Genomic DNA, 26,206 nt, shown 5'->3' on the forward strand with positions numbered 1-26,206 from the left:
ATTCATAGTCACTCGTGACTTAGCTTGCCTGACGCTTTGCTTTCAGACGTGCCAGACGACCAACCTGATGCGTAGAAGTCAGGAAAGAGAAAATCGGTGCCAGATAGCCACGCTTACGCAGCTCAAGATAAGCTTCGTCGCTCAGTTCGTTCAGCTTACGCTCGTCTACCAGGTAGATACCGTTGATGTCTTTCTTTTCACCAGCGATTTCAACCGTCAGAGTCTGTTGTACCAGCAGATCTTTCTCTGCCAGATATTGTGTGAACGCTTCAGTAACGCGAGAGAACTCGATGAAGTTAACCAGCGCTTCTTTACGACGCTCAAGGTACTCAGTTTCTTTGCCGTCTTCGAACAAAGCATTGCCTTCTTCTTCACCTACCAGCGGGCTCGCTTCATCAATCACGATGCCGTACTGATCTTGCTCTGGGTGCTTAACCAGACCAAATGGGTAACGAGATGCAGCCAGAGGTGCGATACCCGCAGTCCACTCGCCATCTTGTACAAACAGGTTTTCACCTGGCTCAAGACCAAATAAAGCAACTGCCTGATATTGACCGCTCTCTGTGTTCTTAACAAATGCCATCGGGAATTCTGTTGCAACACGTGCAAACTCGTGTGCAACGACCGGGATCAAGTGCTGAGATTTTAAAAATTCTACATTGATGCCATTTTTTACTTTAGTGTTGGCATGTTTCTCGTTGTGTAAAGGCTGCACTTGTTGCTCCGCCATAATACTGCTCCGTTTTATCATAAAGTTGTTATTTATATGCGTCCAAGGCTATAGCTTTTCAAGGTAAAAGAAAAGAAATATTGTGGTTAAATTCTTTGAAAGCCATATCTTGCTGCTTTTGCAACCAAGTCGCTGTGCGTCTCTAACATTGCTCCAGCTTTTTGTTGCTGCTGGGCCACCAGCTTCAGCATAGCTTCCTGTTGTGACAGTTTTTGTGGCGACGGGTAATTGCATTGACTGGGATAATTCATGCCATACAACACGTACAGATGATTCTCCAATCTGAACACATCCAGACTACTGACAAAATCATACTCATTAGGAATGTCACTACGCCATAATGCCAGTTTATGTTGCAGTGATTCCGGGATCGTTTCTGGCAAGCGGTTCATACGCCAAAACTCACTATCGTCACGATTAGAAATGCAGTAATGAAGTTTAATAAAGTCAACGATTGACTGCCAGACATGTGTCATGTGCTGATTAAACTGCTGTGCAATGGCGGGGATTTCCTGACGTTCACCAGGGAGGCGCTTTGACAACATTCTGGCTGCCAAATCAAACACTAACAACCCTGTCGCTTCAAGTGGTTCAACGAAGCCCTGGGACAGCCCAATACCAATACAGTTTTTCACCCAGGCTTGCGCTCGATAACCCACCTGCATTTTAATCAGCCGAGATTCGACGGTGTCTTCTGGCTTTCCGAGATAAGCAGATAGGTCGCGATGCGCCTGTTCATGGCTCGTAAACTGATCGCTATACACATGACCAACCCCCTTACGGGTTTGAAGACCAATGTCCCAAATCCAGCCAGCCTGCTGAGCGGTTGAAATAGTATAAGGCGGCACCTCATGCTCATTCTCATAAGGGACTTGCGTCACCACAGCATGATTGGCAAAGAGGACGTCACTCTTATCAATAAACGGGGTATTAAGCGCTTTGCCAAGCAATAAAGACTGGAAACCACTGCAATCAATAAACAAGTCGCCTTCAAGCAACCCGCCTTGTTTCAGCTGTAATCCAGATATGGACCCATCCAGTGCGAGCTTGACCGATTCTACCTCATCCAGCACGTGGTTAACCTGACGGTTTTTAATCGCATGCTCTGACAGCAATGCCGAAAACTTGCCAGCATCCAAGTGAAAAGCATAGTTAATCATGCGCTCATATTCGGCATTCGTGATCAGCTTAGGCGCTTTGTTTTCGAGTGCGATATGGGCCTGAATGGAAACACTTTGGTCAAAGCGAGCCCTGGCCTCTGGCAGTTGATGCAACCAGTAAGGCAACAGATTAACCCCGTTAACATTTGGGTCGTCAAATGGATGAAAATAGCAATGGGGTTGTCCGTTAACTGGCTTATTCCAGCCAACAAAATGAATGCCATTTTTAAACGTAGCATCGCACAGGCGAAACATGTCCGACTCACGGATGCCAAACTTCTTCAGGCTATCGACAATCACCGGGACAGTCCCCTCTCCGACACCAATCGTCGGAATGTCAGGAGACTCTACTAATGTAATACTCACATCCTCGGACGCATCTGCGGCCAAATGATTGGCAGCCAGCCAACCCGCTGTGCCACCACCGACAATGACGATACGCTTAATTTTGGTTTCTGCATTTTGCACAATTCACCTCACAACCACTGTAAAGACCACCACGGACAGGCATGCCACTATTGATACATACAAACTACACCTGTCTCGATCTTGCCATAAAACGGGCATAAAAAAGCCCCACTATTTAAGCAGGGCTTTTCCAAACAACAAAATTAGAAACGTAAGTTTGCACCCAGTGCAATCTTGCGCTCACCTACATAGCTCCATGCAGGGAAGTTGTGTTTCGTTTCTTCTTTCAACAGACCGTCAGAGCCAGAGATACCGATCTGGTAGCTGTCTTCTTCAAGAATGTTTACAACTTCAAGCGTCAGGCTGATATTGTCGTTCACCTGGTAGTTACCAGTGAAGTCCAAAGTACCGAAGTCCATGTGCTCACGTGAAGAGTAGAAACCCGTTTCACGGATCATGAACTCAGAACGCCAGTTATAAGCAAGACGAGCACCGAAGTCATCATTCTCATAGTAACCAACCAGGTTAACTGTGTGGTCAGAACTGTCTGAGAAACGGCCAATACGGTCGTCGAAGTTTGTTTCTTCAGATGAGCTGTCTGCATACGTGTAGTTAACAATCGCACCGAAGCCGTTGTCAAACGCGTGTTGAAGCTGAAGCTCAAGACCGATTACGTCACCACCGTCACCATTCACACGGTTAACGATGTTCCACACGTCACAGTTACATGCCGGGTCATTAATACCGATAGACTGATTTGGCGTGGTTGATGACGTTACGAATGTCTCGATGTCCTTGTAGAAGAACGTCGCACTTGCGAAGTTGCTGTCACCGTAATAGTACTCGTAAGACACGTCCAACTGAGTTGCTTTGAACGGCTCAAGACCTGGGTTACCAGTTACTTCTTGCTGGTCATTCGGGTTTTCATTGTCGTAACCACTCAGGCTAGAACGTGCAAACACATCCTGGTAGTTAGGGCGACTGATAACCTGCGCGATTGAACCTCTCAGGATAGTGTCTTCATCCAGGTCATACGCGATATTGAAGCTTGGCAGGATATCTGAGTAATCCGCTTCTTTGTTAGACAGTGTCTTAGATTTCAGTGCATTACCGCCGTAGAAGTTACCTGAATCTGTGATACCTGTCACAGTGATGTCTGAACCATAGTAGTCACTGTTTACATCTGTAGAGATATAACGTAGACCGAAGTTACCACGGTAGTTTTCACCGCTGAAATCAGCCATTACGTAAAACGCAAAGTTCTCTTCTTCAAGCGCGGCATAACCACTGCGGTCACGAACATATTCACTGAAGTTCTGCGCAGTATGGTTGAACATCGCGTCCAGGTGTGGACCAGGGATAGTGATGTATTCAAAACCCGCTTCGTTTACACCGTTACCATATAGTTGAGCAGGTGCGATATCAGCAATGTCCGCAATTACGCTAGTTGGGTTATTTGGATCACTTAGCACCGGCGTACCATCTGCATTACGCTGAATGTTTGCCAGGCCTTTAAAGTTGTCTTCTTCAACCTTGTGGTTAGTGAAACGAGCACCAACGTGAACAGCAGTGATGATGTCATGATCAAGCATAAACTTAGTATCAAGTTGTGCGTACGTTTCTTCATCCGTATTCGGCTGATTACGTACTGCCCATGCTGCTACGCCCGGGCTACCCTCATTCCAGTGACCAACGCGATAATCATTTTCTTTCAGCTGGATCTTAATACGCTTGCCCGTCATGTCTATCATGCCGTAGCGATCTTCATGAGAGCCAATCAAACCACCATAGTTTGTTTGTGCTTCTGTACCACCCGTTGCTTCTGAACGACCGATACGACCTGAAATTTCGAACGTGTCACGTTTGAATTCAAAGCCAAAATCAACCGTTTCAGATTCCATCGTTGCACGACGTGCAAAGGCTTGTAGCCAAGACGGGTTATCTGTTGGCGTTGCCGCTGTTGCTTCAGACAACATACATACGCCATCCGGGTTTTCGCCCAAGCAGTTTGCGCCAGCCTGGAAAATCCATAAGCTACTGTTGTTGTTGTTCGCTTCTAACTCTAGGTTCATGTAAGTCAGATCGAATGACAGTTCATCATTTGGCGCGTACTGGAACGCTACGTTAGTTGCTGTTCTTTCACGCTCTTGCAGGAAGTAGTTAGCAGAAACTGCACCATTCCAGCCAGCAAGTGATTCGTTACCACGACGAACATAGTCAGTTTCCTGTACCGCTAATGCAGCAAGTACACCAAATGTTTCGTCATCGTTTTTATAGCTTGCAAGGCCACTGTAAGCAGGATCCCACTGCTCAGACTGGCTTGAATATACGCTCTTTACAGAAGCGAAAACGGTTCCGGAATCCAGGTCTAACGGCTTACGGGTTTTTACGTTAACCGTACCACCTACACCACCTTCAACAATATTTGCTTGTGAAGACTTATACACGTCGATACCTGAGATAAGTTCAGGTGGCAACAATGTGTAGTTGAAGCTTCGGTCAATTGCTTGCTCTGTGTACCAACCTGTTGAAGCAACGTTCTGACCATTCAGAGTTGTCAAAGTTAGCTGGCTAGACGCACCACGAATAGATACTTGCTGGCCCTGACCAAACTGACGGCTAACAGCTACGCCTGGGATACGACCCAGTGCTTCACCTACGTCACTGTCTGGAAACTTACCGATATCTTCTGCTGATACCGCATCTACAACGCTGGTTGCAAATCGTTTAGTATTAACTGCTTCGGCCAATGAACGGCGGATACCGCGCACTTCAATGACTTCAACGTTTTCTTGAACGCCAGTCTGGTTATCTTCAGCAAACGCCACGCCTGTCACACCCGTACTTAGGATGAGGCCAACCTTAGCTGCCAGTAAGCTTTTTTTAAAATTATTAGCTAACACAGGATTCCCCTTGAATCATTTTGTTGGTTTTTAAATCACTTCTGCCCAGTGATGATGACAACGCTGTCATCTAATAACAAACCATACACCCAAAATTACAGATTCGCTACATCTTTTTTTGTGGCTTACATAAGATTTTTTCAACAAAATCCTAAGCCACTGAAATAGATAGAATAAATAATTTTGTGGTTATAGTTTGTTACAAACGAGAAGAATATATCACAAGCTATGCACTTTTTAACAGCAGTTGCGATGAGTTATGTAGAAGAATTGGACCTAATTAATAAACTAATCTAATTTAGGCAAGTTGTGCTGTCTGATTATTCCATAAACGTTCGGGCAGAAGCGGATTCAAGGTGATAATAGATCTCAATGACAACGCTGTCATTTTATCTTTTTCATCATTACTTTGTCCAGTATATTTGTGTGACAAATTTGCGAAGAAGCCTTTAAACTCGGTGTTGTAGGGCATTTCATCACTGCAAAACAAGTACTTAAACTGAGTAACGGGAATGAAAATTTGTCACTACCCTTTCTTTTTAATTTAGATATGCATCATCGCCAATTAAATGATGTGGCTCATGTAGCGCTTTCACAGAGGAATGTGCCTTGATTACAAACGGGCAGACGTGCTTAAAACAAATGAGCAATGTACCACCCTATTTGATTCGCTTCCTGCACTGTGCCATTAAGGGCAACAAAAAAGCCCGGTCGAATTACTCGCCGGGCTTCTCAAAACACAATAATAACTGCGTTGAATTATTTACTCAGATCAAGCATTAGCTTATTCAGACGAGCAACGAACCCTGCCGGGTCTTTCAGACTGCCGCGCTCTGCAAGCAATGCCTGATCTAACAGTACCTCTGACCATTGAGCAAACTTATCTTCATCCTGCTCAACGTTCAGATGTTTAACCAGTTGATGCTCCGGGTTAAGTTCAAAAATTGGCTTAGACTCAGGTGCAGACTGACCAATTGATTCCATCAGCTTTTGCATTTGTGAGCTCATGTCGTGGTCATCAACAACCACACAAGCCGGAGAATCTGTCAGACGGTGCGTAAAGCGTACTTCTTTTACTTTATCACCCAGCGCTTCTTTGATGCGCTCAACCAAACCTTCTACCTGCTTCTCGCTCTCTTCCTGCGCTTTTTTACTTTCTTCGTCTTCCATATCACCCAGGTCTAAATCACCACGAGTAATTGACTGGAATGATTTCTCAGCAAACTCTGTCAGGTGGCTCATCATCCACTCGTCAACGCGATCTGACAGCAACAGTACTTCAATGCCTTTCTTACGGAAGATCTCAAGGTGCGGTGAGCTCTTCGCAGCTTCAAAGCTGTCTGCCACCACGTAGTAAATTTTGTCCTGACCTTCAGTCATACGCTCGATATACTGCTCCAGTGATACATTTTGCACACTCTCGTCAGTATGTGTCGAGCTGAAACGCAGTAGTTTAGCAATCGCTTCTTTATTTGCTGCATCTTCAGCCGGGCCTTCTTTGATAACCTGGCCGAACTCATTCCAGAAAGTCTGGTAGTCTTCTGCTTTATTCTTACCCATGCGATCAAGCATCTTTAGGATACGTGATGTACAGCCCTTACGGATTGCCTGAGTAACTTTGTTGTCTTGCAAGATTTCACGAGATACGTTCAGTGGAAGATCGTTAGAATCCAACAGACCTTTTACAAAACGCAGATAGCTTGGCATAAACTGCTCAGCGTCATCCATAATGAATACACGTTGTACGTACAACTTCAGACCTGTCTGACGGTCACGGTTCCACATGTCGAAAGGTGCTTTTTTAGGAATGTACAGCAAGCTGGTGTATTCCGTTTTACCTTCTACTTTGTTGTGTGCCCAGGTCAGTGGTTCTTCCCAGTCATGGCCAACATGCTTATAAAACTCTTTATATTCTTCTTCGCTAATCTCAGACTTATCACGCGTCCATAACGCCGTAGCACGGTTTATCCCTTCCCATTCACCAGGCTGAGCTTCAATTTTCTCGCCGTCCGGCCCTTCAGATTCAGGTACTGGCGCTTTGAACATTTCAACCGGGATAGAGATATGATCAGAATACTTAGTCACGATTGAACGCAGGCGGAAGTCATCGGCAAACTCCAGCTCTTCATCACGCAGGTGCAAAATAATTTCTGTACCACGCTCTGCTTTTTCGATATCTGCCAGCGTGTATTCACCCTCGCCTTTTGACTGCCATTCAACAGCCTGCACTTCACCCGCTTTGCGCGTACGCACTGTCACTTCGTCGGCAACGATAAACGCTGAGTAGAAACCCACACCAAATTGACCGATCAACTGAGAGTCTTTTGCCTCATCACCGGTCAGGTTTTTAAAGAACTCAGCAGTGCCTGACTTTGCAATGGTACCCAAAGAGCTGATCACTTCGTCGCGGGTCATACCAATACCATTGTCAGAAATGGTCACTGTTTTTGCGTCTTTGTCGGCGCTGATACGTACACGCAGATCGGCGTCCCCTTCATACAGGTCACCGTTTTGCAGCGCTAAGAAACGCAGCTTATCAGCGGCATCCGACGCATTGGATACCAGCTCACGTAAAAAGATCTCTTTGTTTGAGTATAAGCTGTGGATCATCAGCTGTAATAGTTGCTTAGTGTTGGCACTAAATGAATGATTTTCTTTGGTATTTTCGGTAGTCATTTGGTACACCCTAACTTATTTGGTACACAATAGTAGTACATAGTTAATCAGTTAACTTGCGTTATGCTGAGGTATATTGTGCTGGGGAGATATTTTTCAAGAGTGATAAAGTAAAAAAATTGCGAATTGTATATATTCGGGGCAAGGAGAAAGCCCTTTCGGGCATTCATTAAATCGCTTTTCTACCGCTAAACGCATGCATCAAAGTCATACCATCGACGAGTTCCAGCTCACCACCAACAGGCATACCGTGTGCGATCCGCGAGGCCGTCACATTGTGTTGATGACACATTTCACCAATAAAATGAGCTGTGGCCTCTCCTTCAACCGTCGGATTGGTTGCCAGGATCACTTCATTGATGTTGCCATTGCTGAGCGTTTTTTCCAGAACATCCATACCAATTTCGTTTGGACCAATCCCATCTAACGGTGACAAGTGCCCCATCAAAACAAAATACAACCCCTGGTACTGACCAGTTTGTTCAATTGCCAGTACATCACTCGGGGATTCAACCACACATAACAACCCAGTATCCTGACGTTTAACGTTGCTGCAGATATCACATACCGGAGTTTCTGAAAATGTTCGGCAAGACTCACAATGACCAATCTTATCCATCGCCTGTAACAGACTCTGGCCTAACTGAGTGCCGCCACTACGGTCTCTTTCAAGCAGATGAAAGGCGATCCTTTGTGCTGATTTAGGTCCAATGCCGGGTAAACAACGCAAGGCTTCAACCAAAGCGGAAAGTGAGGGAGATAATTGCATAATAAAGCGTTCTTAAATTTGCTGACAGCGTTGCACAATGGTAACCAGACACTCGATGACATAACACCAGTACGACGGCTATCTATGACACTGTTCATTGTCGTTCAATGGCAGCCATCTTACTATGCCTGGCACAGTAGCGACAAGCCTAAGATAAATCACGAATTAGGTATCACAGCATGTTAGGTAAAAAGAAAAAGGCGGGCAATCGGAGAAGATTGGATCTCATGGGTAAGAGTGAATACCCGCCTGAAGGACGCAAATTGTCTCTTTAGTTCGTGCCAATTAACTCTTAGCCACCAGCTCTTTGCTTACCTGATCGATACCGACTTCGCTGATCCGCGACGTAATTTCTTTTTGCTTTGCGCTAAGCAATGAGATGCTCTCAGCAACCAGATCATAGACCTGCCACTCTCCGGCTTTGTTTTTACGAAACTTGAATACAATGTCGATGGTTGGGGCATTGGGCTCAACTATCTCAGACTTAACTGAGGCAAATTTACTGTCGGCACTGACAACCGGTTCAATAAAATTAACCTGCTGACCTTTATAGCTCATCAGCGCATTTGCATACGTGTTTGCCAGATACTGCTCGACGGCATCGATAAACGTCACCGCCTGCTCGCGCTTTATCTCACGGACATGTTTACCCAACAACTTAAAAGACACATATTTAATGTCGATATGCGGCATTAACTGTTCCCGTACCAATTTTTTCAGCTCAGCTTTCTTGTGCGCTTCTTCCAGGGTATTTAGCTTGCTGATATCCACAAACAGTTGATCACCAACCGACTTGATCAAGCCATAAGGATCGCTTTGTGTATCCGTCGCAGCAACGCTTTGTAGGCTGCCAAACGCCAGCAATGCCACCAGCATAAGTTGCAGTAGTTTTTTCATGATCCGCTCCATTCTATGTTAATGAAGCTAGTTTAGCGCTAACTTTGCAGATGAAAAACACACAAATCAGCACCATATTAGTGCCACTTTGGCATCAATTGAATTTTCTATTAAAATCAAACACCTAGTTTTTTGGTGTCAAAAAGGCATCAATTAGTTTCTATTTAATGCCTTTTTAAAAGCAATGGACATCCAGACAATAGGGATATTCAATTATATTGGGTTTGATTTCATTATGATCAGAGCAATCCTATTTCTGCTGTCACTGCTTACTATTATTACTGCACCTGTATACGCGCAGCAGCATGGCTATGCCGTTCACTACATTCATGGCGAAGGCAGTGTCGACGGGATCAAATTAGCTTACCAATATCATCCGGAACTGGACTTACCACAAGCCTGGCGTCACTTTGATGTACACTTCGAAAGCAGTATCAACTTCTGGCAGTATGGGGAAGAGAACCATCATGATGGCAATTTTGTCCTGGCGGTTTCCCCGGTGATCAGCTATCCATTCACGACCTTTAACGGTCACCCGGTGGCTCTAGAATTTGGCATTGGCCTGGCCTTACTGGATGATACCCAGTTTGCAGGTAAAGACGTCAGTACCCACTACCAGTTTGAAGACAGATTAGGGCTGGTATATCAGATGGACGAGGCCAATATTGCTATCCGCTATATGCATTACTCCAATGCAGGATTTAAAAGCCCCAACCCCGGGCTGGATTTTCTCTCCTTGTCCTACTCAGCGTATTTTTAAGCAAATTTTGCCCGGGCTTACACTGCTCGCCGAGCTGTAACTCAAATAGCGAATATGGGATGGTTCAATCAGCTAATCCCTACGAAGAAAAGTCGCTACGAATTAACTTTGGCAACCAGGGTTAGTTACCACTGACCCGAACGTGCCTTCTGGTTCCCCATATTAGAGCCAGCCAACCTTGACAAACAGGCAGTTTATTCTAACCTCCAAAGATTAGAGTAAGTTAGTTGCTGACCATGTCATATCAGCGTTTTGATAGAGAAACACGTCATTGGCGCACTACAATCAGTAGGGTCAGGGAGACTTATGACCAGTAAACTCCCCGGCCAAACGTCAACAGCGTTCTTGCTATCATCCATTCTACTCATCAGTTCGCACAGCGCAGCACAAGATGATGAACTTGATACACTAATGGAGCTGAGCTTAGAAGACTTGCTCGATGTCACCGTGTCATCCGCATCCGGTATTGAAGAAACACTGCGTGATGCTCCTGCGGCTATGGTGATCATTACCGCAGCAGATATCAGGCAACGCGGTTATACCAGCATTGATGAAGTGATCCTTGATCTTCCCGGGTTTGATAGCACAGTCACCAATGGTAATGGTGGCGTTATCACCTATCAGCGCGGCTATCGTACCCCGCTCACCCAGCGCACGTTAATGCTGGTCAATGGTATAGTCGATAATCACTTGTGGTATCACGAAGCCACCTTGTCAAAAAATTATCCATTGTCGAATATAGCGCGGATAGAAGTGCTGTATGGCCCGGTAGGTGCAGTGTACGGCCCCAATGCATTTCTGGGGATCATAAACCTGGTTACGTCCAATGCCCAAGAGACACATGAGAGTAATGATTTTTTTAAAGTGAATATTCAGTCTGGCAGCTATGACACACAAAGTGTTGATATTGCCGCGGGCGGCAACCATAGCAACCTGACCTATAATCTGTCAGCTAAATACTACTCGAGTGACGAAGCCGACATAGATGATCTGGCGCCTTGGGGGTTTGTCAGTAACGAACTATTGAGCAACCGCGATATCTGGGGACCTGTCATCTATGACACTGCCCTGTCCGCTAATTGCGAGGCGGATGGCTGTCCCCACAGCTCTAAATACAATGAGTTTGGTGCCTATCACGACCCACAACGGGAATGGGGCATTCTTGCCGATGTAGGGTTCAAAAACCTGACCTTAGGGATCATAGAATGGGATATGCGCCATGGCTGGGGTCCGCAATATCCTCATGACAGAGCGCAGCCAGCGGCGCAGTGGTATCGAAACTCTGAACAATATTACCTGCGACACACAGGCGCAATTAAAAATAACTTACAAGTAAATACTCTACTGCTGAGCAGAAAAAGTGGCAATGGCGGTTACTGGGTCGAATCCTTCCCCGGCTCTACCGCTTTGACCGGTCCGGATGTGGTATCAACACTGACCATTTCACACTGGCGAACAAGTAATAAGAGCTGGCTGTTTAAGCAAGACTACGAGTTTGATTACTCTGAGCAGTTAAAGCTCAGCGGCGGCATTAAATTTGAGGATAAAGAACTCACCAAAGCTTACGACGCCTGCGGTTATTTTCCCGAAACCTTTTGCTCATCAGATACGCCTGAGACCGCCGGTGACGGGGTTGCGAGCAATAGGGACAGCACCATCAACATTCAGCCAGATACACTCAGTCGGATGCCAGACGAAAACCTCGCCAGTCTGACCGACAGAGGCGCATACATTCAGGCCATCTGGAATATCAATGACTGGCGGGTCAACGCCGGTGTAAGATACGACAAAAATAGTCTGTACGGCAGTACCACTAACCCCAGAGCTTCCGCAATTTATTTTCTCTCAGATAAATCAACCCTTAAGATGCTGTACGGCACGGCTTTTCAGGAACCAGCCCCGATACAACTGTGGGGAGGCTGGAGCGGCCGCTCTGCCAACCCAGACCTGAAACCAGAAAAAGCCGAGAATTTTGAGTTCATCTATATGTATCAGCAGGACAACTGGCTGCATGACCTATCCTTGTTTACCGCCAGATACGACGACGTTGTGAAAGAAGAAGCAGAAAACGCCGGAAAGCGCAGCACCTATGGGCTGGAATATCGAGGTAAATTTGAGTTCAGTAACTTTATCCCAGGCGCTGCCAATATCTCCGGTTATCTGTATTACACCCATACAAAAACCAAAAGCAGTGTCAGTTACGACCACACACTGGATCTGTGGGTTGGTCAGGGGATAGAAAATTGTCAGAACATCGCCCAGAGCCACACACTATCTTACGACCCTTGCCAGGATATGGATGCAGAGCTGGGAGATATAGCCCCACACAAAGTTAGTGCCGGGCTAAATGTACCAATCAATGAAGCACTCAATGTCAACGTCAGAGCCAACTGGGTTTCAAGTAAACCGCTGTACTTGAGAAATACACTGCGCGCTAAAGACAGAAAAAATGACGCCTATTTAACACTAGATGCCAACATCATTTATCGGTACGAATCGATTGAAGTCGCGTTTAAGGTAAAAAATCTCTTTAATGAAATCTATTACCATTCCGGCGCAGAAGCCGCCGCAAGTGGCGATGATTTTGAGCAGCGTTCGCAAGGCTGGGCCAACTCCCTGATCCCTCAGCCCAAACGCAGCTTTATGCTATCTGTGAGTATGCAGTTTTAGTTAACGCCTGAGATCAAAAATCTGTCTAACCAACGGTTTTACTACAACACGCGGTCCCAGCCCCCTTTTGCACGAAACTACTATTAGCCTTATTGAGTAAATACAACAAAGAATGTGCTATGCGTATACACTATTTAAGGAGCATTAAGTACTGATGCAACTCCACCCCCCAAAACGGTACAGCCCGTCAAATTTCAAAGGTACCCACCAGTAAATTCACAAAACAAAATAAACTTGCTCGTCTAGCCAAAATTCAGATTTCGGGTGGGTGTACATACAAACATGATTTAGCAATCTGATTGTTAGTCTAAACCTCTCGCAGATCACCTTCGGCTAGGTATCTAAAGCCTAATGGCTATTCGAGACTATAAGCGTAGACTTCGTTGCAAAAGTACGCCATGTTTAGGAGGAATGTCGCTTATTTTGCACTCGGCACCTAGACTCGGCTAAGGGGTAATACGACGAAGCAGTTATGTTATGGCAGAGAAGCAATTGCACAGGGCTATACGTACATACAAACGCTTAGGAGGCTTCGGTTATGAGGCCCCCCAGCGCTATGATAATCGCCAGACTTTTCTGGGTTATTTGCCTGCGCAGAGTAAGCAAAAACAGTACAGTAAAATTTCCCAATTAGTCAGCTTATTAGCTATAGATTAATACAGACTAATTATTTTGGTTCATTGATAATAGTTAGTATAGGCCTTTCGTTAATTGCTGTGTACTTTTGGATTGTTAAAGTATCAACAGATTTCTTCAAAAAAGATTTAAAATTCAATAAATCATTTTTTTCTACTGCCTTTTTTATATTTTCACTGTCATGCTTAAATTTATAAACGATCCAGTTATAATTATGTAGAACTTGTTCTTTTGTTTTCACATCAGTAACTTTAAAATTTAGCCATCCGTATAGCCCTGATTGAGAAACTAGGTTTGTACTTGCCTCTACATCTGTGATGTACACTTCAACTAACAAAACTTCACCTTTTTCTTTTAAATCAGCCAAAATTTTATTTTTTATTTCTTCATTCTCTTTGGATTTCTGAGGCGACATGATGTATTTTTTCACCTCAGATGAATCGATGAAATTTGAAACCTCTACTGCATTAAAGCCATTTTCATTAAAGTAGTTACTTAGATAGGGACTCATGTCCCGCTCTAGATCCCAAACGCCCGAAAATTCAGAGCCTTTACGATCTTCATGCAAAAAACCCTCTTCCGTATAATTTATTTTGTATTCTGGAACATAATACAGAACAACTAAAGAAGTATCTTTCTCAAGAACAGGAGTATCCAAAAGGTTAGTTTTAGCTGTAGATGCACAACCACTTAATATTGTAAAAATAAAAACCGTTGACAATACTTTAAGAAAGCTCACTTACTACCTCTTTCACATTTAATTACTATATTATTTTCGTTCACGATACATGATAAATCGAAATTTTCCTTGGATTCAACGTCCCAAACGTTAGCTCCTGAAATATAATTACCATTACCCAGTGGTGTTGCCGTTGGAATATACACACGAGTAAAATCATTTCCATCTTTGTAGCCATACAATTTATAACTCTTTGACTCGGCTGTTCCCTCAATAATTTTCGACGGTAAACCGATCGACTCAACTAATTCAGCAACGGTTGTTTCACCGTATCTTACTTTTAAATTTGAATATTCGTTTGTATCAAACGAGCTGGAACAGCCCGAAATGGCTAGAAAGGTTAATATAGATAGGTACTTCACTTTTCGATTTTCTCCTTAGATTGACAAATAGCTAACGCCTTGCTCTTAGGAGCCCCCCAGATATTTATATTTAAAATCAGTATGATGGACACTTACGGCTTTGTTGGATCGAATTTATTTCACCAAAAACCCACCAAATAACAACACATAAGTGATAACCCCAGTCTACACGATATGCCCAAAAAAAGCTGCCACCAAATTAATACTAGCCATCTTTTTTCATCGAAGATGGCAACTGAGATTTTGCTAGATAGCAATCAACTTTCATTTGCTGAGCCGGAGCGAAATATAAAGAGCCCTGTCACTGCCAAGCTCAATATCAAACGTATGGGCCGACCATGGAAAATGTAATCCACTTTTAAGTGGATGTCGCCTTTTTCTAGGGCGGGTTGTGCATACTTTTTACCCATCTTGTTATGTGTTTTTACGGCTTTGCTTTAATGCACCGAAAACTGCCACCAACAACATGGGTAGTACCGTGAAGTCTAGCACGAACGCTAACGGCCAAAATGCCTTGTATGGCCCAAACCACAATCCCAGAAACAATAAAATTGCACCAACATAGGGCACAAATGAAGTGCTACCATTTCTAAAAATAGCGGAGAAGTACGCATACCAATTACTGAGGCCTATAAAAGCACCCAGAATAATCAAACTTAGAAGGAGTAAGGAGTTCATTTAAATCTTCATTTTCAGACAAGACACATAGCGATCGCTTAGCCAACTCAAAATATCAGACTAAATTAGCAACAACAAAACGCAAGCCTTCTGTTTTACCCCTGTAGGTTGCAGCGCTTTTGATAGCCAAATTAGACCAAGTTTTTTTATTGATCTCTGACGCCACAACCATTCCCGTATAAGGCCCAATTACTAAACCGCTTACGCTGAGTACCTAAACAACTTTACTTTTTTAGGCGCCTGTTATGTACCAATTACTCGGAGGTTTCAAACTCAAAGCCGCCTACCTTTTTGGCGACCAAGTTGTAAACCCAACAAAACAAGCGCTGCATAAAGTAAAACATAACCCCATAAAATACGGGTGCAAAAGCGAAAAATAAAAATGGAAAGTTTGGGATTTGTTCTCCATTGTTGGTCTTCATTTCTGGAGCCATTAAGAAGAAAAATATGGATATAAAGCTAAACGGCAACATTAAAATTGCTAACGTAATTGCGAACACTTTGCTTGTCTGATGACCAGATATATTTGTGATTTGAATTTTCATAGTAGCCTGTTTCCCCTTTGTATATGACGCCCGTACCTGAGAAACCTCAGATATTTGTGTTCCGAATCAATAACAGCATTGATTGCTCGAACAGGTAAACCTATACATTGCAATCTAGCATGCAGCTCTGATAATTGGCCTGTCATAAGAGACTGTTTATCTTTGCATACATAAAAAGATACGTAGCAAGCCATAATAATAAAATTACTAAAGCAAAGTAGCCAGCCTGCTCCTTTGAATTTTTGAAGGAAAAAACAAACCATATAAAACTAACCAGTATGCTAATTACGAAAAGAGGCAGTACATTGAAAGCAAAGGTTATAGCACAAGGTCCATCCCCAGGGTGAGAGCATGAAAAATCATTTGCTATTCAGTACCTTTTCAAGGTAGCTCTCGCTTCTAGCTGCTTTCATTTGTTTGGCGCGCACGCCTTTTTGAAGGTCATTTCTTTTTCCAATAAATTCAATGATATATGGCGTTTCCCAGCTAATACTTCTGCGCCACCATCTCGACGAATGCGACAACCATCTTCGTTCATAGCAACATCTAAACACCAATGAAGACTATTCTCAATGTGCCAGTGAGCGCGAGCAGCTTGTGCCAATCTCTGTGCACTCAACTTTGCGGAGCTAATGTAGTAGCGGTACGTGAATTCACCTTTCTTCTGATTATCTGGCTTTCGATAAGACACTATAACGCCAACAGTCCGAAGGTTCGGCCATCGGTGTGTTTCTGGAAGCTGAGTCATATCATGGCATACCACTGCGGCCCTAAATTCTTCACGACCACGTTGATAGTCAACCTCGCTTAATAAAGTGTCTGACTCTATTTGCCGTGTCACTTCTGGCAGTAGAAATTGCTGAACTTGTTCAAATAGACCACCTTGATTGGCCTTTAGCGCAAGCAAATAGTCAGCTTCTTTTTCCAAAATTTCCTGAGCAATGTCTTTTTGACAGCCCATCGCATCAACAGTGACCAAACAACTTTTGATTTCGAGCAGCTGAAGCAGTTCAGGGATGGCTGTTATTTCGTTGGACTTCGTGTCTGTTTTACACTGGCCTAAAGTCACCCCATTTTCGCAGGCAAAAGCACTTACCATGTGAATGGCATCTTTTCTATCTGACTGTTTAAATGAGCCTTTTAGTCTTCTCCCATCAATGGCAACAACACTACCGTCGGTGAGTTCGCAACAATGTTGCATCCAACTAGAGAAGCAAGCCTGAAATTGTGCCATATCAATGCGGCTAACAACTCGCGCAATAGTATCGTGACGCGGTACACCATTAGTCAAAGGCACAAATTTACGCAACCAAGGGAGCCTATCATGGGCAAAATCTTCGACTTCTTCCCACCCTTGACAGCCTGCAATCACAGCGCAGACGGTAAGAAATAAAATATCATTCAATTGATGCTTCACTTTACCTTGCTGGCACGGGTCATCAATGGTGGAGAAATAATCGAACAATGTATTGGCTTGCATAAACTGGCTGCTTATTCTAAAAAGAATTATAAAATCATAAACTTATGTCAAGGTAAAGTTCGTGATCTTGCCCTGCGTTTACAGAGACGATTGGAATTAAGGCTAAAGAAAACATAGAAATATTTTTCATTAATACTTTAATTAGCATGCTGCCATCGCTGTCTTTGTCCTTTTAACTCTACTTAGAGTAGACATAACTCCAACTAAAACGGCCATTAATAGTCGCCAAAAATAAGTGCGCCCTTAAAGAAAGAAGCCAAGGGTATATTGTCCGATTGAATGTCTTGTTAAAACTATTTGTCAGATACGGCGTAAATCAACTTACACACACCACTATCTGTAGTTCTTACCCAAATCGGATGTTCTGTTGTGTGAGCGGTTAGCAAAAGTGAATACACAGAGTCATAATTCTTAGAGCTCGGATCTAGTTTAATGTATCCATTACTACCAGCGTCACATGATAATTTTGACTCATCTCCAGAGGTGCTTATTGTCGTACCGCCATCAGACTCAACAACGATTCTTGTAACTTTAACCCCAGTACAACTCACACCACTACATGTAGCTAAAGCATTACCTGAAAAAATTAATGGTAAAAGAAAACAAACACAATATCGCATGCTAACTCCAAAGTTATGACAGCGTTTTAGCGTACATGCCGTTCAAACACCTGCCCCCAAACCATTCCACTCACAACAACAACCTATACCTTTGTAATATTTGATATCCGATTGGTTGCACTGCCTCTTCCTTGCTGTTCGCATATTCTATCCCCCTCAATCCTTTGAGTACTATTTGAATAAATGTAGACGGTGTAACTTCCATACGCCAGTTTAGGGTGGAGTTACATTGTCTTGTCAGCCGCCTTGTCTAAAATCGACCTCAGCCTCATTGATAAGTGTAAAATACCCCTCATTATCTTCAAGTTGAAGCGATATTGAGATATAAACAGTTTCTCCGTCTTCAGGCTCTTAGTTAAAGCCGGCACCAATTGAGAAAGATAGCTTTTGATGTACTTCTTGTGATAGTAAATTTTGTGTTTTCTGGAAGTTATTGACTGCAAGTTCTGAAAGTCTGAATGTGTATTCTGTTTTTGCAGGTTCGGACGAAAAAAAGCCTTCTTGCGCAGCTATCTTATCCCGTTTTACAAGAATGAGTGGAAATGTAAAATTACTATGCCCTCTTTCATTCACTAAACTGAGGCTTAGATTAATTTTTTCCATGTTTAACGTAAAAGGCTCTGACAACCAAATTTTCGAACGAATTTGCGAAGGGTTTAGCGCGGCAAAACTTTGTTCATCAAAGTTGCGATATTTAAGCATTGTCGAGATCGGAATGCTCGAGCAGCCAAACAAAAATAGTGCTACAAATACAAAAAAAAGCTTTTTCATTATCTTTCCTTGATTGATAACTAGCGGCTTGTTCTGAGGCACCCCGATATATTCACTTTTCAATTCAATATAATAGCTGCACATGACATTACTTTGTCTAATTTATTTCGCAAAAAATTCACCATATAGAAACCCCTGCGAGATACCACCATCCTATACGGTATACCTAGAAAAGCTGAATTTATCAGAGGCATCCACCCGTAAATTCACAGACCAATATAGACAGGGATAATATAGAAATGCAAGACAATTGGACCCTGCGCTCTTCTACTCTTCCAGTACACCCCGTGAATGCTCAATAACTTACCCTCGATCCAATCTCGCCGATATAAATATGACTCGCCTGTTACGCGGTCTGTGCCACACAAAAATGTCCAGCAAACACGCCGGGATATACAGTGATGATATCTAGTACCGGTTAAGCTAACCTGCTTCTTCCCTACAGTTGGCATAGTCTATTAGCCTCAACCCTTTGAGCACGTTCTAAGCGTAGACATCGTTGCAAAAGTACGCCATTTTTAGGAGGGTATCGCCTGCTTTCCTCTGCATAAACATCCTATGTGTTAATGCTTCAACCAGCAGAAAATAAAAGTGTGGCGAGTCTTTTTCCGCCGAGCTGGCCTGTTGTTTTTAGTTTGTAGTAATGTAAGCATGTCTCAAATCTTCTGAGGCAGTTGCCAGTGAACAACTGCCGGTACCACCTAGTGTTATTTGTTGTTTACCTATTTGAGCTGCTAACAAGATTGATAGCATATTTTTGCCTTCAGGAGTCGTAGCATCAAAACTGAACTTCCATGATTGTGTACCACATGTTTGATTACTAACGTTCCCATTTACTTGAATTTGGCATAATGGAGAAACGTGCTTTGTATGGCAAACCACTTGTTTAATGGTACCCGTAAAACTTGCTCCAGCCAGTGAATGGAAAGACAATAAAATAAAAAGTGAAAAAAGTGACAGTTTTTTCATTTGTACTCCCCAAAAAATAATAACCTAATGGCTTTATATGGGCCAATTCCGGTCTCCAAAGCCATTCAAAACATAATTAAAAATAGTGTAACCCTAAAAATAAAAATATCCACCTCATAGAATTTTTTTCAAAGGCATAGGCTGGCACATAGATACTTGAGCGTTCTCGCATCATCAAGACTGAACAGTGCCATAAAACATCAATAACATATGGTTACCTGGATTTGAGCAACAAAACCAGATAACATTTGTACCTTTTAAAGATGCTATCCATATGAAAATTATGCGTCACTTTTCATTGTCGTCGCTAAATCATTGTCGGACGCTTGCTTCACTCACTTTAAAATAATAAGGGATATAGATTTTGAAACGCAGAGATTTTATAACTAGCGTAGCTGCGATTGCTGGTACAGGGGGAATACTAGGCTTAAAAGCCCATGCTACTGAGTTACAAACTGGTACCCGAGATACCTCTCAGATTGCAAATGTCATTGACTTTGGTGCAACAGGTGATGGCAAAACGAATGATACAGAAGCAATGAGAGCGGCACATGCAACCGGAAGGATTGTCTATTATCCCGCGGGTGAATATAGATTTACATCTCTTGAAATGCGAACGGGTGGGATCATAGGTGAAGGCAAGAATACGATCCTCACCTGTACTGATTCTGGAGAGCAACACGCAATTACGCATACTCTTGAGGATCCTGACAGCGTACTCATTAACGAAAGAGGCGCGCTGTTTAGAGATTTTTTACTTCGCTATGAAAATGAACAAAAAAATGGTACCGGTATTAACCTCATCCCATCAAAATTTTCTGATGGTAACCCAGTTGAAAATTATACTTCTTATATATCAAATGTAACTATACGAAATTTTTCAACCTGTATCAAAACGTCACTTGTTTCTTATATGAATATTGAAAATTGCTATTTCGTCAACTTTCGAGATTTCGGTATTCACTCTGACATGAATAATGAAACATTTGCCGACAACGGTGATAATGGTTTTATAAACAATTACTTTTTTACATCACCGAAATATTCGAATGCGATTTGTGTAAGATACAGAGCTGGCGGGCTTCGCTTTATTGGTAACAAAGTAAACGGTGGGTTAATTGGTGTCGATATCAGTCCTAATCAAAGCTCTTCTGTCGTTTTAATTAATAGTAACAGTATAGAGAACCAAACAAATACAGGCATACGCTTTTTTGTTTATCCTGAAGATACAGCTGCTCGGGAGTTTGGTCGAATCGTTATCGCCAACAATCAGCTTAATCTCGCCGCTACCGAAGGCTCCGCGATATCAATCAATTCGCAGGTAAACGACTTCAAACTAAACGACGTCAACATCACTGGAAATACGATTTATGCGGCCAGAACATCCGCAAACCTCATCGACTTACGAGGAGTTGATCGCTTTAATGTGGTTGCTAACCAATGTTATGCGCACGCAGCGGCCTCCAGCGGAGTTTATGTCCATGCAAATTGCAGCAATGGTAATGTTGAAGCCAACTCAATTATGGGCACGGCTTTGGGAGAGGTAATTAACTACAGCGACACGGTGACGGTTAATGGCATTAAAGCAAAGGTTACGGAGCGTATTCTGCTACCAACGCTTTTGGCAGGTGAGGTATATGAGGGACAAGTCAATATACAGCAAGCCGGCTTCAGCGATGAGTGTATTGTGTTATGGAATATTGATGGCCAGGGACTTGACCTAAAAGCTTGGGTTTCCAGCCCCGGACAAGTCAAATACCGAATTGCAAACTCAACAGCGAATGACTTTGCCTCAACTGAGGTCGCTCAAACATTTGTAATCAGGCGAGTTTAGTCCCCTGAAAGGCGTCACCCAAAATCACTTTGGGTGGCTTTAGTTCCTGTCAGCTTGGGTGGGTATCATCCAGGTTGTTTTTTCAGGTCAATAAAAAACCACCATCAGCGCTTTACCTCATACCAATTCTTGTCGAGATATTCTTTTTCACCTCCGAGTATGGCTCTCTTTACACGGCACGGATTACCGAATATACGAACAAAATGCCAATCTCCGAATTCGTCAAATTTTCTGCAGGACGTTGTAATTGACTCGTTTGAAATAATTTTGTGCTGTTTTCCAGATTTACGCCCATGCAATTTCAGCCTGTGCAAAAAATCCACATCTTCTGCTATATGCCGTTGCTCATCGAACCCCCCAATTGCATCGAAGTCCGTCTTTCGGAACCAATACATACCAAAAGAGAGGCCAAGGAAAAAAGCAGGCACTAACATCATACCGTAGCCTACTGCTATTCCAGGAGACAACCTTTCTGGCTTAATGCGTATACCGCCACCTATACAATTTGGAGATTTCGCATGCTGATATATTGTGTTTAGAACTCCTTTGGACATCCAACTATCGGCATCAATCGTCACAATCCAATCTGACGTAGCATACGCTACGCCAGTATTTTTTATTGATGATAGATTCTTTGAATCATCTGCAACTACGATAGCCCCAAACGATTTTGCTATTTCGCCTGTCTTATCAGTGCACCTGTTTAAGACAACGATTGTTTCGACCTCCATTTCCTGAGGAATAAGCTGATCCTTGATTGATGACAGACACCGAGCGATATAACTTTCTTCGTTGTGGGCTGGAATAACTACACTGATTTTCATTTCATGCTACTCCCTATGATGCTCTTACATGTATAACGCTTTAATCTGAGGCCCCCCCAGATATTCATATTAAAAAGCAGTGAGATGGACGCGAACGACATCGTATGAACTAATTTGTTTGGCCAAAAACCAAATAAACAACCACACCATGCGTGATACTTCCATCCTACACGATATGCTCCGAAAAAAAATGCCTAAATTTCATACTCTGCATCTTGATCGATTAACGCTGGCAACTGAAACATTGCTCGATAGCAATCAACTTTCACGCACCAAGATGGGCCGAAATATGAAGGGCCCTGCCGCTGCCAAGCACAACATTAAACGTATGGACCGACTGCTTGGCAACACCGCTATGCATAACGATCGACTTGCTATTTACCGTTTCCATGCGCGCCTGATATGTGACGCTAACCCCATGCCTATTTTGCTGGTCGGCTGGGCCGATGTGCGCGAACAACTGCGGCTGATGACTTTGCGAGCTTCCGTCAGCATTCAAGGACGCTTAATGATAGTGTATGAGCGCATCTCCTAAATCCCATCAGCTGTTCCTTGATGAACTTGCCATTATCCTTCCATAGAGGGCCTGCCTGATAAATGTATTCCACTCATCGTGACCGATGCTGGCTATCGAAACACCTGGTTTCGACAGGTCAATAAAAAAGGTTGGTTCTGGCTGGGGCGGGTGTGTGGCAAAGTCACTTATCAGCATAAAAACAGCGAAGATTGGCATGTAAATCAGGCACTTTATCCATCCGCCACTCCCCGTGGACGTTACATTGGAGAGGTAAAACTTGGCCGAAAAAACCCTATCAACTGCCACCTTCATTTATATAAAGCCAAACAAAAAGGCCGTACTGATAAACGCTCTTCAAAAGCTGGCAGGCATCATACCGCACAAAAAAGTTATCGAACTGGCAGTAAGGAGCCCTGGCTATTAGCCACTAACCTGCCCGCTGACTTATTCAAACCCAAACGTGTAGTCTCACTTTACGCCAAGCGCATGCAAATCGAAGAAAGCTTTCGAGACCTGAAAAGCCCCCAATACAGTATGGGCCTGAGACATAGTAAAAGTCGATGCCCCAACCGGCTCGATATACTGTTATTACTCTCTTTGCTGGCGACCATTATTCTCTGGTGGATCGGCCTGTATGCTCAGCACTCAAATTGGCAACGAAAGTTTCAGGCAAATACCATCAGAGATCGTGCTGTGCTGTCGATTGTCAGGCTTGGCAAAGAGGTCTGGCGACGAAGCGATTATGTTATGACGGGGAAGCAACTACTCTGGGCTATACGCGAATACGTGCGCTTGATACATCGGCTTGGGAGGCCTCAATTATGAGGGGATCCCCCAGCGCCGCAAATAAACGGCAAAAATTAGTTGGCTAAAATTTGTGAGGTACGAACAAGGCCAACTGATTTTTGTCCGCACTTTTTTATTTGCTTTGTTATGTGGCTTTACTTCCTAGTTGTTGGATCTGTTAACACCAAATTTTTAAAGTAGCTGATAGCCTCGTTAATATCTTGGAATGATTTATGATTCATCTTTTGTCCGCGTTCATAGTAAAACACCTCAATCTCACTTTGAGCATCGTATATACAATAACCTTCTAACATTGGTAGTTCATCGATGCCAACAATGCTTTTGTAAACTTTTTTCTGAACTAGATACTTCTTCAGAGCGACTAATTCTTCACGCATTCAATTGCCACATAACGCTGCCATAAACGGCATAAAATAGCTGGCTAAACTTAGCGACGAAGGAGCACAAGCCAGCTGTTTTGTGTCCACGGTTTTATGGCCTTGTTAGGTGAACTTATTTGTATTGGCTAGAATTCAACTCTAATTCCATACTTTTCTTCACAAGACTCGATGATTTCTACCATGTCTTGCATGCCAGATATAACTGTTTCTGAAGGCCTGGGAGGACCATTTTTAAGCATTTCTTCCATGTTTCCCATTACTGAATTTGCTAGTTTGGCATATTCACTTAGTGCATTGCTAAACTCTGAATACTTCGCAGGCTCCCATTTCTCTTGAGCTATTTTTGCGGTGCATTTACATAGCTTTTCTAGTTTTTCATATTCATCTTCATTGGTAGGCGCAATTAAGAACTGTAGGTTCTGTGAAACACTCTCTAACTCACTCAAGTTAACTTCCTTAGCATTCAAAATTGGGGATAACAGCATAATAATTATTAAAGTAATAGTTTTCATTGGTATCTCATGTTCACCTAACAATTTATTCTACTCCAAAATGTCGGAACATAAACCGACAAAACGGACTGTATTACATACCCACATAGTCCCACGGAACAAATTCAAAGTAAACAATCGGTTGCAACCTGTCAAAACACACTGGTGCAAAAATTGGACAAAACGGCGTGTAATAATATTATTGGACAATAGCCAAAAAAACTGTACATAAATCCAGTGTCAACTTTGCCAAATGGAGCGTCCATGACATCACCTTTCCTGCTCATGCTGCAAAAACAAATGTGCCTAAAGCGTTACGCCAAACGCACCATTGAAGCGTATTTAAAATAGATTGCCGCATTTATCCGCATTAATGATATGCGACACCATACAACTATGGAGGATAGCGAAATTGAACTATTTCTTAACCACTTGGTAAATTGCCAGAATGTTGCTCAGGGAACGCAAGCACACATTAAAAAGCCCGACTAAACTAGCCGGGCTTTGTTAACTCATAAATATCGTGTCAGTTTAATCGCGGGTAATGCGGATCACCGGGCGTTGCTGGCAAGTTTTCCCTAGCAAACAACTTAGCGCATCGCGGACGGTGTCAACACTAAAGTCGAGCAATTTAACCTCAGGTGCCTTGATGCGGCCATTGCTTACATCATCAAGCAGCTGACGGCCCATAAAGCACAAATGCTGCTGGGCACACAGGCTGTTGGCCATCCAGGCGCCAGCGACTGAGACCACCCCAATATTGGGCGCTTTCTCAAAAAGTAGTTCTTCCGGAATAGTGCCAAAGCCATTCAGACAAGCGATCCGACCACAGAATCTCAGATGACGCAGATCATTCAAGAAGGAGTCGCCGCCTTGTGTATTCAGGATACAGTCAAAACCACCTGGCCCCATTTCTCGCTTGATCTGTTCGCACACCGACTCAGATTCGCAATCGAATACCCAGTCTGCACCAAGTTTATTCAGTCTCTTGTGGTGTTCTTTCTGTGCAAAAGCAAACACCTGAGCACCGCGCTGTTTGGCATATTGCACTGCAAAGTGAGCTACGGCACCCTGCGCGCTGTTTATGGCCAGTGAGTCACCGTCCTGCACCTGCATTTTATCCAGTGCCAGCAAAGCTGCCATCCCCGCATTGGGTAAAGACACTGCCACTTCGCCGCTCATGCCATCCGGTACTTCCGACACGGCGTGGCTGGGTACAACTGCGTACTCTTTGAGCATCCCCTGCTCTGCCAGACTGGCATTAAACAACACCCGACTGCCTTTAGGCGGAAATACCCCTTTAGCAGCTGAGACCACAGTTCCGACGGCATCCAGTCCCAAAACGTGAGGATACTGCCACTGGCAAAATCCGTCTTTTGCCATCCGTGCATCCAGGTGATTCAGTGCCACATAATCAATGGCAACCAGTAACTCGTTGTCTCCCGGCACTGGCATAGCGTGCTCTGCCATCGCTAAGTCAAACTCGGCGCCACATTGACGCAGTTCCAGCGCTCGCATGGTGGATTTTTCGACTGACATGAGTGGTTTTCTCCGCTTTTCGGCCATTTTGAGGCCTGACT

20 protein-coding genes and 2 pseudogenes are annotated in these 26,206 nt (G+C 43.6%); 6 read left to right on the forward strand and 16 right to left on the reverse strand.

Annotated elements, in window-relative coordinates:
• Nucleotides 1-19: 19 nt before the first annotated feature.
• The 5 genes from CWC22_RS11975 to recR form a co-directional block, all read right to left on the reverse strand.
• Nucleotides 20-730 carry a SapC family protein gene (locus tag CWC22_RS11975; RefSeq protein ID WP_049866574.1) on the reverse strand — a complete coding sequence of 237 codons (711 nt, stop codon included), beginning with the start codon at nt 728-730 and terminating at the stop codon, nt 20-22.
• 86 nt (nt 731-816) lie between these two features.
• On the reverse strand, nt 817-2,358 hold the full coding sequence (locus tag CWC22_RS11980; RefSeq protein ID WP_138539579.1) for a tryptophan halogenase family protein: 1,542 nt from the start codon (nt 2,356-2,358) through the stop codon (nt 817-819).
• A 143-nt stretch (nt 2,359-2,501) separates the two neighbouring features.
• Nucleotides 2,502-5,201, reverse strand: a complete 2,700-nt coding sequence (locus tag CWC22_RS11985; RefSeq protein ID WP_138539580.1) for a TonB-dependent receptor — start codon at nt 5,199-5,201, stop codon at nt 2,502-2,504.
• Nucleotides 5,202-5,960: 759 nt separating this feature from the next.
• The gene (htpG, locus tag CWC22_RS11990) at nt 5,961-7,877 is read right to left on the reverse strand and encodes a molecular chaperone HtpG (RefSeq protein ID WP_138539581.1); all 1,917 of its coding nucleotides are present in this window, start codon (nt 7,875-7,877) and stop codon (nt 5,961-5,963) included.
• A gap of 169 nt (nt 7,878-8,046) precedes the next feature.
• Nucleotides 8,047-8,646, reverse strand: coding sequence for a recombination mediator RecR (gene recR, locus CWC22_RS11995; RefSeq protein WP_125563929.1), 600 nt, complete (start codon nt 8,644-8,646; stop codon nt 8,047-8,049).
• Here recR and CWC22_RS12000 point away from each other — a divergent pair.
• Nucleotides 8,641-8,832 (forward strand): hypothetical protein, encoded by a 192-nt coding sequence (locus CWC22_RS12000; RefSeq protein ID WP_138539582.1) that lies wholly within the window; start codon nt 8,641-8,643, stop codon nt 8,830-8,832. The two genes, recR and CWC22_RS12000, sit on opposite strands and share 6 nt — an antisense overlap.
• 99 nt (nt 8,833-8,931) lie before the next feature.
• Here the strand turns inward: CWC22_RS12000 and CWC22_RS12005 are convergent, their stop codons facing one another.
• Complete coding sequence (locus CWC22_RS12005) at nt 8,932-9,543, reverse strand: MlaC/ttg2D family ABC transporter substrate-binding protein (protein WP_138539583.1); 612 nt, start codon at nt 9,541-9,543, stop codon at nt 8,932-8,934.
• A 235-nt stretch (nt 9,544-9,778) separates the two neighbouring features.
• Here CWC22_RS12005 and CWC22_RS12010 point away from each other — a divergent pair, with 235 nt between their 5' ends.
• Both CWC22_RS12010 and CWC22_RS12015 read left to right on the forward strand, forming a co-directional pair.
• Nucleotides 9,779-10,303: an acyloxyacyl hydrolase gene (locus CWC22_RS12010; protein ID WP_138539584.1), complete on the forward strand. Its 525-nt coding sequence runs from the start codon at nt 9,779-9,781 to the stop codon at nt 10,301-10,303.
• A gap of 306 nt (nt 10,304-10,609) precedes the next feature.
• On the forward strand, nt 10,610-12,973 hold the full coding sequence (locus CWC22_RS12015) for a TonB-dependent receptor plug domain-containing protein (RefSeq protein ID WP_138539585.1): 2,364 nt from the start codon (nt 10,610-10,612) through the stop codon (nt 12,971-12,973).
• Between the two features lie 667 nt (nt 12,974-13,640).
• On the opposite strand, the gene CWC22_RS12025 is transcribed toward CWC22_RS12015, so the two are convergent.
• From CWC22_RS12025 to CWC22_RS12050, 6 genes and pseudogenes are all read right to left on the reverse strand, one after another.
• The gene (locus CWC22_RS12025; RefSeq protein WP_125561583.1) at nt 13,641-14,348 is read right to left on the reverse strand and encodes a hypothetical protein; all 708 of its coding nucleotides are present in this window, start codon (nt 14,346-14,348) and stop codon (nt 13,641-13,643) included.
• Nucleotides 14,345-14,710 (reverse strand): hypothetical protein, encoded by a 366-nt coding sequence (locus CWC22_RS12030; RefSeq protein WP_125561585.1) that lies wholly within the window; start codon nt 14,708-14,710, stop codon nt 14,345-14,347. The genes CWC22_RS12025 and CWC22_RS12030 overlap by 4 nt, the downstream gene beginning before the upstream one ends.
• Nucleotides 14,711-15,642: 932 nt before the next feature.
• Nucleotides 15,643-15,933 carry a hypothetical protein gene (locus tag CWC22_RS12035; RefSeq protein ID WP_138539587.1) on the reverse strand — a complete coding sequence of 97 codons (291 nt, stop codon included), beginning with the start codon at nt 15,931-15,933 and terminating at the stop codon, nt 15,643-15,645.
• A gap of 359 nt (nt 15,934-16,292) precedes the next feature.
• A pseudogene (locus tag CWC22_RS12040) lies at nt 16,293-17,413 on the reverse strand (ISAs1 family transposase).
• A gap of 971 nt (nt 17,414-18,384) precedes the next feature.
• The gene (locus CWC22_RS12045) at nt 18,385-18,804 is read right to left on the reverse strand and encodes a hypothetical protein (protein WP_138539588.1); all 420 of its coding nucleotides are present in this window, start codon (nt 18,802-18,804) and stop codon (nt 18,385-18,387) included.
• 630 nt (nt 18,805-19,434) lie between these two features.
• On the reverse strand, nt 19,435-19,773 hold the full coding sequence (locus CWC22_RS12050; protein ID WP_138539589.1) for a hypothetical protein: 339 nt from the start codon (nt 19,771-19,773) through the stop codon (nt 19,435-19,437).
• Between the two features lie 364 nt (nt 19,774-20,137).
• On the opposite strand from CWC22_RS12050, the gene CWC22_RS12055 reads away from it, so the two are divergent.
• Nucleotides 20,138-21,607 carry a glycosyl hydrolase family 28-related protein gene (locus CWC22_RS12055; protein ID WP_171045147.1) on the forward strand — a complete coding sequence of 490 codons (1,470 nt, stop codon included), beginning with the start codon at nt 20,138-20,140 and terminating at the stop codon, nt 21,605-21,607.
• Nucleotides 21,608-21,711: 104 nt separating this feature from the next.
• On the opposite strand, the gene CWC22_RS12060 is transcribed toward CWC22_RS12055, so the two are convergent.
• Nucleotides 21,712-22,431 (reverse strand): glycosyltransferase, encoded by a 720-nt coding sequence (locus tag CWC22_RS12060; RefSeq protein ID WP_138539591.1) that lies wholly within the window; start codon nt 22,429-22,431, stop codon nt 21,712-21,714.
• Between the two features lie 148 nt (nt 22,432-22,579).
• On the opposite strand from CWC22_RS12060, the pseudogene CWC22_RS12065 reads away from it, so the two are divergent.
• Nucleotides 22,580-23,773: pseudogene (locus CWC22_RS12065) on the forward strand (IS4 family transposase).
• Between the two features lie 116 nt (nt 23,774-23,889).
• Here the strand turns inward: CWC22_RS12065 and CWC22_RS12070 are convergent.
• Nucleotides 23,890-24,132, reverse strand: coding sequence for a hypothetical protein (locus tag CWC22_RS12070; protein ID WP_138539592.1), 243 nt, complete (start codon nt 24,130-24,132; stop codon nt 23,890-23,892).
• Between the two features lie 128 nt (nt 24,133-24,260).
• Entirely contained in the window at nt 24,261-24,647 is a 387-nt protein-coding gene (locus CWC22_RS12075; protein WP_138539593.1) for a hypothetical protein, read from the reverse strand.
• Nucleotides 24,648-25,022: 375 nt separating this feature from the next.
• On the opposite strand from CWC22_RS12075, the gene CWC22_RS24595 reads away from it, so the two are divergent.
• Nucleotides 25,023-25,118, forward strand: a complete 96-nt coding sequence (locus CWC22_RS24595; protein WP_419144618.1) for a hypothetical protein — start codon at nt 25,023-25,025, stop codon at nt 25,116-25,118.
• Nucleotides 25,119-25,157: 39 nt separating this feature from the next.
• On the opposite strand, the gene CWC22_RS12080 is transcribed toward CWC22_RS24595, so the two are convergent.
• Nucleotides 25,158-26,165: a zinc-binding dehydrogenase gene (locus CWC22_RS12080; RefSeq protein ID WP_125561591.1), complete on the reverse strand. Its 1,008-nt coding sequence runs from the start codon at nt 26,163-26,165 to the stop codon at nt 25,158-25,160.
• Nucleotides 26,166-26,206: the final 41 nt, after the last annotated feature.

It is taken from the genome of Pseudoalteromonas rubra, assembly GCF_005886805.2.
Classification (GTDB): Bacteria; Pseudomonadota; Gammaproteobacteria; order Enterobacterales; family Alteromonadaceae; genus Pseudoalteromonas; species Pseudoalteromonas rubra_D.